Source organism: Paenibacillus sp. 1182, assembly GCF_017833915.1.
GTDB classification, from domain to species: Bacteria; Bacillota; Bacilli; order Paenibacillales; family Paenibacillaceae; genus Paenibacillus; species Paenibacillus polymyxa_D.
Genome location: NZ_JAFICR010000014.1, coordinates 100,245 through 113,475 on the forward strand (window position 1 = coordinate 100,245; position 13,231 = coordinate 113,475).

8 protein-coding genes are annotated in these 13,231 nt (G+C 50.0%); all 8 read right to left on the minus strand.

The window, feature by feature from the left end:
- Positions 1 to 104: 104 nt before the first annotated feature.
- The 8 genes from JOD82_RS23905 to JOD82_RS23940 all read right to left on the minus strand — a co-directional run bounded on the left by JOD82_RS23905 (position 105) and on the right by JOD82_RS23940 (position 13,226).
- On the minus strand, positions 105 to 2,552 hold the full coding sequence (locus JOD82_RS23905; protein ID WP_069010329.1) for a rhamnogalacturonan lyase: 2,448 nt from the start codon (positions 2,550 to 2,552) through the stop codon (positions 105 to 107).
- Positions 2,553 to 2,891: 339 nt separating this feature from the next.
- A complete protein-coding gene (locus tag JOD82_RS23910) occupies positions 2,892 to 6,152 on the minus strand; it encodes a DUF5704 domain-containing protein (protein ID WP_209950056.1) in 3,261 nt (1,086 codons plus the stop codon).
- A 4-nt stretch (positions 6,153 to 6,156) separates the two neighbouring features.
- Positions 6,157 to 7,101, minus strand: a complete 945-nt coding sequence (locus JOD82_RS23915; RefSeq protein WP_209950057.1) for a stalk domain-containing protein — start codon at positions 7,099 to 7,101, stop codon at positions 6,157 to 6,159.
- A 442-nt stretch (positions 7,102 to 7,543) separates the two neighbouring features.
- Positions 7,544 to 9,844: a glycoside hydrolase family 127 protein gene (locus tag JOD82_RS23920; RefSeq protein ID WP_209950079.1), complete on the minus strand. Its 2,301-nt coding sequence runs from the start codon at positions 9,842 to 9,844 to the stop codon at positions 7,544 to 7,546.
- 86 nt (positions 9,845 to 9,930) lie between these two features.
- Positions 9,931 to 11,154, minus strand: a complete 1,224-nt coding sequence (locus tag JOD82_RS23925; RefSeq protein WP_209950058.1) for an NAD(P)/FAD-dependent oxidoreductase — start codon at positions 11,152 to 11,154, stop codon at positions 9,931 to 9,933.
- Positions 11,151 to 11,486, minus strand: a complete 336-nt coding sequence (locus JOD82_RS23930; RefSeq protein ID WP_209950059.1) for a (2Fe-2S)-binding protein — start codon at positions 11,484 to 11,486, stop codon at positions 11,151 to 11,153. The genes JOD82_RS23925 and JOD82_RS23930 overlap by 4 nt, the downstream gene beginning before the upstream one ends.
- Positions 11,483 to 11,797: a (2Fe-2S)-binding protein gene (locus JOD82_RS23935; RefSeq protein WP_209950060.1), complete on the minus strand. Its 315-nt coding sequence runs from the start codon at positions 11,795 to 11,797 to the stop codon at positions 11,483 to 11,485. The genes JOD82_RS23930 and JOD82_RS23935 overlap by 4 nt, the downstream gene beginning before the upstream one ends.
- Positions 11,790 to 13,226: an aldehyde dehydrogenase family protein gene (locus JOD82_RS23940; RefSeq protein ID WP_209950061.1), complete on the minus strand. Its 1,437-nt coding sequence runs from the start codon at positions 13,224 to 13,226 to the stop codon at positions 11,790 to 11,792. Before JOD82_RS23940 ends, JOD82_RS23935 begins: the two co-directional genes overlap by 8 nt.
- Positions 13,227 to 13,231: the final 5 nt, after the last annotated feature.

The window sequence follows — 13,231 nt, forward strand, 5'->3', positions numbered from 1 at the left end:
ATAACATCAAGACGTAAAAAAAGAGAGTCCGTAAATACGGCTCTCCTTTTGAGATAAGAAACTTTAATTTTTTATTATATATTTTGGGAAATAGTCTCCGCTTATCATTCCTTCACATCTATTTTCGTCCCATCAACTATCGTTCCATCGACTTCTTTTTCATCTACCTCTGCTGCCTCTACTTCATCCGCTTCGTCACTGCTCTCTTCCTCTATTAAGGCTTTTGGCGTGTAGAGCTTGGGAATCGGCACATTCGCCCAATCCATATCGGATGCAAAATAAAAGCTCGTGTAGGACGGCTGGTTATACCCGGTATTTTGACGCGCCACATCCGTGCGATACTGCGGATCATGCATCAACGTGTACAATTTATGCGTCGTAGGTTCTGTGCTCAGATAGATACGGATGGCTGAGCTATCCGCTGTACGGACGAGCATTTCCTCCCGCCAATCTCCGAAAATGTCGGCTACCAGCGATGGCGTTCCTTTCGTATAGTTGTTCGTTTTGGTTCCAGTGGCGGTCAACAATGTACCTCGTTTCCAATCTTCAATGGTTGGGGTTACATCAATTGCGCCGTTTACGATTTGTGTGGTCATATCGGCTGCCCATTTGATACTCATATTGGTACCCGGTATCTTCGTATCCAGTTGTTTGCCCGCTGCGGTCCACAGGCCTATGGCCCAGGTCTCCAGACCTCGCTGATCCGGGTCTATGTCACCGACCATTCCCCGACCTGTATCCTTGCCGGAATATGCGCCGTAAATGATTTCACCTGTTTTGGCATCCCGCAAAGAATAGCCATATGGAGCGTAAGTGCCACCTTCATGTACCATAAAGATTTCTTTGCCGGGGCGATCCGGGTCAATATCGGTTACATGCAGTGCATCGCCGTGCCCCAATCTGGCGGTTTGACCCGGAGTTGCACTTTCAGGAGGCATGACATCAAATGAGCTGTACAACAGGCTGCCATCATGGTCAATCGTGGCGGAACCGTATACGATTTCGTCCTTGCCGTCACCGTCCACATCCACCACGCTCAAAGAATGCGCTCCCTGTGTGGTCAAGGTGCCAAATTTCGGGTCCGTTCCATCACGCCCGTGCGGACCATCGTTAAATGGATTGGTCATTGGTGTCCAGCCACTGTCCACCATCCAATGTTTTTGGAGATGGCGACCATCCCATGTGTAGGTGGCCAAAGTGGAACGCGTATAATAGCCGCGTGCAAATACGGCATACGGCTTGCGGCCGTCCAGATAGGCCACACCTGCCAGGAAGCGGTCTACACGGTTGGCGGGTTCAATTCGGGCCATGGCGTAGTCGCCCCACATGAGGCCATCGTCATGACGCTCCGGCTCATAGCGGACGGTATCCAGCTCAGCTCCCGTTTTCCCCTTGAAAATTGTCAAATACTCTGGTCCATCGACAATAAAGCCCTCGAACTCTCTCAGCTTGTTTTTGTCGCTCCGTGATGGTGCATATACATCCATAAAGTAGTCTGTCAGGCTTTCCGCATCCTTTCGGGATAACGGATAACTGTACTTCGGAGCGATGCCAAAGCATTCCTCCAGCGTAGCAGGCCATTGTCCCTTGACCACTTCTTCATGCTTCGTCCAGTTCATGAACATGTTCACCACATGCTCATAATAATCCGAGCGACTCAAACGGTAATCATCCTCATGTGTGATCCCTGCTTTGCGATCCTCACGTGGCAGAGTAATATACTTTTCTTTTTTCGCCTTGCCCTTCTTATCAAAAGAAATTGTTTTGGTCCCTGGAGCCGTTTTGAACATCAGCTCGGCTTTACCATCGCCGTCAAAATCGTACACCATCATTTGTGTATAATGCGCACCTGATCGAATATTCACGCCCAGGTCGATCCGATACAGCAGCTTGCCTTCGGCCGTATACGCATCAACATACGTATTTCCGGTATACCCCTTCTGAGATACATCTTTGGAGTTCGACGGGTCCCATTTTACAAAAAATTCATATTGTCCGTCTCCATCCACATCCCCCACACTCATATCGTTGGCCGAATACGTATAGGATTCACCTGCGGGTGTTACCCCATCGGCAGGCTTTTGGAGAGGAAGTTCATAGTAACCCTGCTGCCATGGCTTCACTTTAGCGCTACGATCCTTTTCCCGCCCATTAACGACTGAAGCCACTCTGTATACTGATTTACCATTCCCTTCCTTATCCACATAGTTGGTACTGTCGGTCACTGTCGCAATCTTCTTACCGTCACGGTATACGTTGAAGTCCGCTCCTGTCAGCCCCGTTGAACCGTAACCGTTCACTTCTTGAGCCAATAACCGCCAGCTTAAAAAGACCCCTTCCTGCGTCACCGCAGCTACCAGTCCGCGATCCAACTTTTCCAGCTGAATGCTACCGCTACGGTTCTGTTCAACTGCAATGGCTGATTCCGCCTGTAGTGTCGGTTCGGACAAATCTTCCGCAGCCACTCCTCCAGTCGTGCCCGTCATCGCCAGCATCGCTGCCAACGCAGCGGTCAAGCTTCCCTTTCGCCATGCGCCTTTCCTTTGAGCCATTCGGGTCGTCCTCCTCAATAGTATTGTGATGACAAGCAAGTACGCCAAAATGATTGCGCTTACATAAATTAAATTCCCTATTATTATAGTTTTGCCGTTCCCTCAAACGCGTTTAAATATCCGAGGATTTCCCTACACAAATCCGTGTTGTTTACTCATTCCAAATAAAACAGCCCCCACCAAGGCTGTATGAAAACGGCATGTCGAGGGCTGAAGATAGGTCTAAATATTCGCATAAACGCAAAAGGAAATAAAAAACGGACAGTGGATTGTTCCCATTGTCCGTTTTCGTATTTTTCGCGCTAGTTACGGATTAGGATTCGTCTTGATTACTGCAACCTAGTGAGGGACAAATGAACTGAAATCGTCCCTGCTCGACTGATCCGCATGATAAAATACTACATCCCCGTCCTGTAAATGAAAGGTATGCCCGTACGGGTCCTTTATCTCTCGGTGGTAACCCTCCAGTTGCCACTGGTTCAATAGCGGGCCATTTATATACTGTAAATGCGGATGCTCAGCGTCCCCCTGACGCAGTGACTCCACATTAAAGCGGACGACGATAAAGCCCGTTTTCTTGAATATATCTGTATGCTCGTTTAGCTCCTGACGGCGACTGACCTCGCGCAAATCCGTGCCTTTGGTGACTGCGTACACATCAGCAGGCAGGCTATATTCACCATACCAGCGCTGAATCGACGCATTAGCGCGATCTACGTTAACCCCATCCGGCAGTTCTGTCTTTGGACCGATTAAAGTACGCACAGCCGCAGGCAGCACCAGCCAGTCGTAGCGTCCAACCCAGGTCTTGCTGCGTGCAATACGGTGGGCATACAGGGAAACATAACGTTCCAGTGTCAACTGGCTTTGCTGTGCTTCACTCAGCTCATGCTTGTATTGGTAGGCTGCCGCGTCCTGCATTTCCTCCATCGGCACATTGCGTAGCCGTTCATTCAAAATAACATAGCGCTTTTCCCGATCCTCCGCCGATCCCAAACGGATAAATTTTCGACTGCCGGAATGTGTGTACAGATCTACCTCTTCCCGCTGTAGCCCATCTTTGCTCACCCAATAGAACGATGGCGTGATGCGAATACCGTCCTTGGCGCTAAACATATTGCCTTTGGTCTTGAGGTCAAACTTGAAATGATAACCTGTCTTGACCGCCACATTTGCATAACCTTCATATGGGTGACTGCCGGGGCGAACGGGCAAGGTGAATGGCTCCGGGTTCCCTCTAGGCAACCCATCAATATTGCCAAGCCCCGTCCAATAGGACAGGCCGCTATGCGTTGGACTTCCTTTTCGCTGCCGAAATACCCGCTCCCAATGGTAATCGGCAATATCCGTGATATGAAAATCGTACATCCGTCCGATGACCTCTATATTTACCACATCATTGGCAACATGGTGGGCGATATCCGTGTTGGCATGGTGCTGTTCGGTGAACCCGTCCGGTGCATTTTCGGCAATGGTACGGAACTCTACTGTATAGTTGCCTTCATCCACCCATACGGGCAAATAAAAGTCTGTGTCGAGCTGCAGCACCGGAATGTCGATCCAGGTACCTCGTGGATAAAATAGTGTCTTTCCTTTGTCGTACACATCGAACGGAAATCGCACCTGCTTGGTTCGTACATATTTGGCATACTCCCGATCACCATAGCCAGGAATGTTCAAATGCGGACCTGCTGTCGAGATCGTCACCCGGAAAGGGCGCTCCAAAATAAGCGCGGATCGTCCCTTCGTAGGTTGGGTTTTCTGATTATGAGCAGCATCGTCCGACACTTTAGACAGATTCACTACGGGAGTGTGGACAGTCACCGTATTAATTCCCTGTATCGGGAACGTTTTATCCGCACCTCCATTGATATTTCCTTTTAAAATCGCATAGGTAATGTCACCGCTACTTGACGTATTGGGTTTATTGATCTTGTGCTTTTCAATCATATGGCCCGGGCTGTACAGGATATCCGACCCGATTTTTACGGGTTCAGGGATTTTGCCAGGAGTCGGCCCCTTTTCCTTGACACGCTGGTGGTCCATGATCGTTTGACCGTTGAATTTCACAGTATCGTTTTCCACTTCCACGTCTGGTGTAGCCTTCTGGGCCACAGGCTCCAGTGATCTTTGTTCATTGGGCACCTTCGGCATACTCTTGCCGCCATAAATATAAAGTGAACCCCCATCGACGATGCCCGGAGAAGGAGCCGGATAGTATTTTCCGTTGGTCGCTGATTCTACAGACGGCGGCGTGTAATTCCGTGGTGGAATCGTAATACTACCTCCCGGCAGTGCATAGTTGCGTAGCTGCGCGTTCTTGATACCGTACACCTCAAGGTTGTCGATCACCCAGTAGGAGTACGGTTTCACAATTTCGTATTTGTAATACTCCACAACCTTCATGTGCCGGGTATCGTTGATATCTTCCCATTCCAGATCATACGTGCGCTTCAGCTTGACGTTGTAGGTGCACTCGCCTTTGAGCTGTTGGTAGGTGTTTTGAAACAGGTAATTCCGGGCCAGCACGTTTCCGTACAGGCTTTCAGAAGTTGGAATACCCTTGGCTACATCAAAACGTGACGCGCCTCGCTGATCGGCTTTAATAACGGCAGATACTGTCGGGTCCAATTCGGCAGTTTCCAAGCGCAGACCTGGAACGGGGCGGGAGCAGACAACACCTTTTGTTGGCTGTTCATTATCTTGGCAATCTGAGGGTGCTCCCTCTTGGCTTTCTCCAGGCTTAGGACAGCCCTGAGCTTCTTTGTAATACAAATAAGCGGTAAACTGCTCAAAAGAACCGTCATAGGTAAATCCGGGTACAATTCCCGGCAAAATATCTCCGCTTGGCGGTTTACCTGTCGTGCTTTTCTTATAACCCACATACTCATATTTCGGGTTGGTTGGCGGGGTAAAATCATACGGTTGATCAGCTTTTAGTTCATCTTCTATTGGTGTAAATACGTTGTTAAGAGATTTTCCGTCAGTGGTAAAATGCTTGACGATTAGACCACTCTCCAGTTCAATCTTGAACAGGATGGGCTGGTAAATGCGGTACGCTTCAACATTAGCAGCACAATTCGGACAGGATTCATCCTTGATATTTTTAGGTCTAAAGGCATTCAATTTCATGTTTACAGTTATCGGAATAATTGTAGTATCCGTGCCGATTCCTTTCTTTTGAAAAGGACGAATATTTCCATCGGTCGTTCCAAGACTTATAGAATCACTGTATTCTGCGTAGCTATCTTGTCGCGATTCACTAAAATATTTGGATGGATCTGATGCCGTATATAGTCGAGCCTCAACGTTTTTAATCTTCCTTCCTGGAAATTGAAACTTGTATGTGAAAGTGGCCTCCCCATCCATACCTTTGTTGGGTTGTTTATGATCGGTGACCCATATATTACTGCTATTTTTCCACATGTCAAAGTACATCATACCAACAAAGTAGCGATCATTCTTATCTGCAAAATAGGAGAGCGGCGTAACTTCCGTATCTGCTGCTACTTTGTCAATGGGAAAATAAAAAGGCGGGAGTTGCAATAGCAACAGAACCCCCGCCAGCAATACGACCATAATACGTTTGGCCTTCTTCATCAGTCTAATTTCCTTTCCACGGATTGACCATCAACGGAATAAAGTCATCTGCTGCCAAGCGGAATCCGATATATTCAATATCTCGCAACTTAAAGGATTTATAGTTCTTAATCCCGTTAAAAAGCTCATCTCCTGATGAATAAATAGGGTAATATAACATTCTTGTACCATCGCCGTTGTCCGTAGTCAGTTCTTCAACAGCATAACGATAGCGTGTATCATTATTCTTTGAGATGTAGAAAAGATTCCCTGCGGTAGATTTAGTTTTGGCTCTAATTCTTAGGTAAGGCGTACCTTTTGCGTTGGTATAAGGTTCAATACTGTAAACGTCACGTACTAGCTTTAGAGGCAGGTCAGAAACTTTGAAAATCATCACTTTGTCATATACTTTTCCTTGGGCATCTTTTAAAAGATATGGGTTAGACGTGAACGCCTTCTTATACGGCTCGATACTTACCGTCTTATGCCCCGTATCCTCCAGAGCAGCAATTTCCTTCTTTCCAATCCAGACCCAGCGGCTGATCTTATCCCACTCCACCGTTTGTCCCAGACCCTCACTTACCAACCGCAGCGGCACAAAAGTACGGTTTTGCTTCAAAATAATCTTCGTTTCATACGTTTTGGTCTGCCCATCCACGGTAGCGGTGTTTTGACCCACTGTCATGTTAACAGCATGTGCATCATTTTTAATCGACACAGCCAATTGACCGCCTGTTTTCTCCCAGCCTACCTTAGCCCCTAGTGCTTCGGATACAAAACGAATCGGAACCATCACATAATCGTTACTATCCTGAAAAGGTTTAGCATCTGGAAACTGTATTTTTTTGGCGTTTAACAAGACTTCAATGGGTTTGGTGCTGCTTGCCGCCTCCGTCGTTGGAATCGTACTTGTCGCGCCCCATAGCAACGTGGCTGCCGTCAAACTCAACATCCATTTTTTCATACTCATCTCTCTATCCCCTTTGTCAGCTTAAACTTTAAACTATGTATATCATCTCTAATCTCATAAACTTATCGCATCCCCACTTTCGGAAAATACTGGATACAACTTATATATTATAGGGTTTCCCTATTACAAAATCTATAAGAAAAACTTCTAATACAAAGTATTCCAAACAAATAGACTCTATTGAGCAATCAGCAATCCCTCCCCCTAAATCATAGAACTGACTCTTAAAAAAGTTATACTTCTGAAAATCCCAACAAAAAAGGGCTGCCTCTCCCCTATGAAGGAAGAAACAGCCCGTGTGCTTCACGCGCAATAAAACTATGGATATATCAGATCATACCACCATATAGATTATTCCAGCATCATCCAATATTTCTTACATCATAAATCATACCGGACTAAAAATCAAACGTTACTTTTCTCTCACGAAACATTCCACAGATCATTCATGAATACCTGAACTTCCAGCTTGATAGAGTTGCTCATATACGTCCTTGTTGACCATCCTCAGCCCAAAACATCTGCGAATACGCTGTCCCGGCTTGGCCTTGAAAGTCACTGTCGCTTGATCCTTACCCTCCAGATATGCAGCCGGAATAGCGGCATTCACGTTGTAAAATTTATCGGCTTCATCAAAACCTTCACTAAAATGCTCAAGCGGATGACCGTTAATCAAAATATCAAAACCACAGTTTGGCATTTCCAGCGTAGCCGTGTAGGTAATAACCAACAGCATCGGAGCAACCGGATTTGTCTTCAAATCGAAAGAAAACCAACCGTCAATTCCCGCATTCCGATAAGGTCGGTTATTCACATATCCGGTGCGAGTCGAGGCATCTCCCTGGAAGTTATGGTCCCGCTCCGGCTGCATTTCTCCGGGTTGGGCAAAATCAATCGTACACTGCTCCAGAATCGCCAGCTTTTCGCGTGCCGCTGTGTATTCCTGTTCCGCTTCCTGCCACGCTTCCTTCGTAAAAATGTCCCAGTATACGGAATACGTACGGTCATGCATTTTATACAGAGGAGACAATTCCACATCCCGGGGATGCCCTGCATTCAAGGTACGAAACGTATTCGTCTTGCCTTCCACGGGCTGTATCCAAGCATCCAGCTTTTCCGTTTGGGGAATGAATACGGGTGTGTACAGAAACTCCTTGGCTTTAGGATCTTCTAAGGGTCCCAGATCGCCTGCCAGCACCAGCGGTCCATACATGACAGCCGCCCGATCCGGGTTATCCGGCATCTGCTCCAGTCTCAGCGACATCGGAATCGTCACCTCTACAGCATCCCCGTCAATCCACGTTCTGGCGATAGAGACAAAGCTGCCCGGTTCCGATATAACTGATTGTTTCTTGCCATTTACACGAATGGTAATTCCTTTTTCAGCCCAATATGGATAGCGGATGAGTAGCATAAATGGAGCTGGTTGATCACATTGAATCTCCAGCGTCGTATGATCCGTATCTGGATAGGAAGTGTTTTGTTTTATTGTAACGCCTGTGTCCTTCCATTCCAGCGTGGAAGCAATGAACTGATTGACATACAGCTTATCGTGATCGTGAAAATAAATACCGCTGCCGTAGCTCGCATGGTTTTCCATTCCTGTGCCCACACAGCATGTGAAATCGTCAAATTTGCTTTCAAAATGCTTGTGCCCGCCCATCGCCAGCGACAGAAAATACGTTACGCCTCCGTGAACCGGGTCCTGCGAAGCCAAAATATGATTGAATAGACCTCGTTCATAAAAATCCACTTCCTTGGCGGAAGCGTTCCACTGAAACAGATGATTTGTCAGCTTGAGCATGTTATAGGTGTTGCATGTCTCCGTCGTATGCGGTCCGATGCGATCATTCAAGCCATCTGGCGCTCCAAAATATTCTCCAAAGCTATTCCCGCCAATAACATACGAATGATGATCCACCACCCGCTCCCAAAAAAACTCCACCGTCTTCCGGCGCTTCGTGTCATTCGTGAGCTCATATTCCTTGGCAAGCCCAATCAGCTTCGGAATCTGTGTATTGGCATGAATACCCTGTAAGCAATCCTCTTGTGAGCTAAGCGGGTCCAGCACCAGCTTGTGCCAGAAGCACTCAGCCAGCCGCAAGTAACGCTCTTCCCCGGTATCCGCGTACAAGTCCGCCAATACTTCGTTCATGCCTCCGTATTCGCAAAACATCATCTGCTGCATCTGCTCATCGCTCATCGGCTTCATCATTCCTTCGAGCCAGTCCGCCAGCTTGCGCTCTACATCTAATGCCTTATCACAGCCTGTCAAATGATACGCATCCCGCAGGCCAGCGAATAACTTGTGTAGTGTATACAAGGGGGCCCAGGCACCGTTCAGGTCAAAGCCCTTCGAGCGAATATTTCCAGCAGATACCTCTTCAAAAAGTTCCTTTCCCCCTGGAATACCGGATACATATCCGTCACCATGCGCCGCCTGACAAACGTCCAGTTCATCCGTAATGTAATGTGCGATTTCTTTGAAACGCTCATCGCCCGTTGAAGCATACATCATGGGGCAAGCGGACAAATAATGTCCCAGTGTATGACCGGAAATAGTCATCGCTTCCCAGCCCTCATATTGAGGCGCTTTGGGCGTAAGTCCGGCATATTCCCGAAAACGCGCCAGCAGGCGGTCTGGTTGAAGCTCCAACAGATAAGATCGGTTCAGCTCCATCGCTTGTTTGAAGGGACCTTCAGCCAATACCACCTCGTTCAGTGCGAACGGCCTTGCTTTCATATGGGCTTTTGCTTTAAGAGTCACTTTCCGTTCCTCCTTTAAGGCGAATTTGGGATAAAAAAACGCATATCAAACACAACGAGCCGTTACGCGCCGCTGCCAGAGGTTTGCCCCCACTGCTGGTACAACTGCGTTCTCGCCTCTGTAATACCGGGATGAAACTGAATCAGCGCATGCTTACGTGCAAAATGGACCTCACGAATCGCCTCCTGTACCCGCTGTTCCCCGCCTGCTCCACCGAGTCCAGCGGCATGGAGCATGGAAGCGGCGGCTAATCGGCCTTGGGCCATCGCGACCAGCCCGCTTTCGATGCCGGTAATATTGCCGGCAACGTACAGCCCTTTGAGCGAGGTTTCCATTCGCTCACCATGCAGTGGAACATGCCCGCCTAGCTCAGGGCTGTACATGAATTTGCATCCGGCCACCGCTGCCAGCTCGGCAAGCGGGTACAAGCCGCCGCTGAGCGCCACGAAGTCGGCGGGTTCGACGCGCTCGCTGCCGGGAATGGGCGAGCCGTCCGGTTTAACGTGGACCAGGGTCACGGATTCGACCCGGTCCTGGCCGTTGACGGACAGCACCGCCGTCCGCAAACGGATCGGGATATCCCACAGACGGAAGCCTCTGTGGGGATAGCAGCACGCGATGAGTTGCTCCATCCGCATCGCAGCTGCCAGCCTACCGCCTGCGCGCATCCAAGCGGCAGGAGCTAGCCCCGACAGCTGAAGCAGCAGCTTCGCGGAGGCTGTCGGATCTGCCGCCGCACCAGCCAGCGGATTAGCACACGGCAGTGTAATTGCCGCCACCTTCACCCCGGCGACAGACAGCTCGCGGGCAATCGCCATCGACAATACATTCATGCCTACGATGATGCCGCGTTCTCCCGGCTTGACGTAATGAACGTTGGTCATCACCTGCGCGGCCCCGATAGACATTACGCCCGGCAACGTCCAGCCATCCAGCGGAACGGGAATTTCGGCAGCTCCCGTAGCTAGCAATACGTAATCCGCAGTGAACAATCCACAGGAAGTGGAAATTTCCCACGTCGTTGTATATTCCATACCATGCACGGAAACGCCGCAGCGAATGTCCACCCCAAGCTCCCTGCAACGGGTAATCAGCTCATCCGAAACGTGCTTGCCAACCCACCAGCCTTGACTACCTTCCTCATGATACTGCCCGGGCATGCGTCCACCCGGCTCTGTAAACTCATCCAGTACCGTGACTGGCAATCCTTGCTCAGCAGCCGATACAGCTGCGGACAATCCGGCGGGACCCGCCCCAATGACGATGAGATGCGCCATTTCATTCATGTCACAATTCTCCCTGTGATTTCATTCGAAAGCTGCCGTCCGGTTTCCACCACCATACCTTCCTCCAGCTTGGTCAGGCAGGAACGGACGGTACCGAACGGATGAACCGTCAGGCGGCATTCGTTGCAATGCCCAATGGCGCAGTATACACCTCTGGCCGTACCAGATTCCTCATGCCTTCTCAGCAAACGGACGCCGCTAGCCAGCAGCGCTGCTGCCAATGGTTCTCCAGCCAATCCCTGCATGGGACGACCGTCAAAAAAGAAAGATACCTGCCGCTGATCCGGCTTTGGTCCCAAAATAGGATGATTTACAATACGCATGCGGCTCATAAGGAACCTCCTTCTGCCAGCTGCCCGAACGTTACGGGACGTACTGGAGGCCTTTGCGATAACAGCTCCGCCTCCCGGCGGGCAGCAGGAACCTGATTGTAAAACCATGACTCCACCAATTGTCGGCATACCCTGCCCTGACATGCCCCCATCGTCACCCGCGTAGCCATTTTAAGCTGGCGCACGGTGTCCATACCTATGCGGCAAGCCTGCTCCATCTGTGCGATACTCACTTCTTCACAGCGACATATGAGCAAATGACCTGATGCGCTCCCCACCGTCTCACTTCGTCCCGTCACCCGCTTACTCATAGCTGATCGCACAGGTTTTAATCGCTGAATAAAAATCCAGCGCCGCCTGGCCCTGTTCCCGGGTATGTGAACTGGATTGCTTCAGACCGCCAAACGGAGCCTGGTATTCCACACCAGCCGTCTCCTGATTAACCCGAACCATACCGGCGTTCGCCTCATCCAGAAACCGATGAGCCAACCGCAAATCGCGGGTGAATAGAGAGGCGCTTAATCCATAAATAGAATCATTGCACAGTCGAATTGCATCCTCGAAGTCGTCCGCCTGCACGACCCCCAACACAGGTCCAAAAATCTCCTCCTGAATCAACGGATGGGACGAATTGAGTCCAGTCGCCACCAGTGGACGCACATAATATCCGTCGTCCGTCCCGGCGGCGGCTCCACCTTCGGCCAAAATGTGAGCTTCCCGACGTGCGAGTGATACATAGGACATGACCTTCTCGTATTGACCTGCGGATGCCACAGGTCCAAGATACGCACCGGGGTCAAGCGCCGGAGCGATCTGTATTTTTCCCACCGCTTGGCGTAAGGCTTCCGTGAACGTCTCATAGACAGACTGTTCCACAATCACCCGGCTGGTGGCCGTGCATTTCTGCCCGGCTGAACGGAAAGCTCCGCTGACAATCATCGCCACCGCCTGTGCTACATCCACGTCTTTCAGCACAATGGCGGCATTTTTACCTCCCATCTCGGTCTGGTATTTCATGTTACGGCGCGCGCATCGCTCGGCAATGCCCAAACCTGTAGCGGTAGAACCCGTGAAGCTGACCGCATCCAGTACCGGATGCTCCAGTAAGGCATCGCCAATACGGTTACCTTGCCCAATGACTAAGTTCAGTACGCCGGGCGGAAACTGCACCGCCTCGAATAGCTCGGCGACCCGTACTGCAGTTAATGAAGCATGTTCGGCAGGCTTCCAGATGACCGTGTTTCCGCACAAAAGTGCAGGGGCGATTTTCCATAGCGGAATAGCTACCGGAAAATTCCACGGCGTAATGACAGCCGTTACACCTAGCGGAATGCGCTTCGTGTATTGGAGCACTCCCGGCTCATTCGAAGGAATGACTGTACCGATGGAACGTACACCCTCTGCTGCATAGTACCGAAGCAGATGGACACCTCGCATGACCTCTCCGCGCATCTCGGTAATCGGCTTGCCCATCTCACGACTGGCCAGCTCAGCCAATTCAGGTAATGCTGCCTCTAGTAAACCGGCTGCTTTGAACAGATAAACTCCCCGCGCTGCGGGACTTAAAGCGGCCCAGCCCACCTGAGCCAGCCGTGCCGCATCCCCGGCCTGTGTAATATCGCTCGTTTCTGAAAAATGGACGACTCCCACCTCCTCCTTCAAGTCCGAAGGATTGTGAACCACCATTTCCTCGCCGGAAGGGCTCAGCCACTCACCACCGATCCAATTTCGGCTCTCCATCGTCT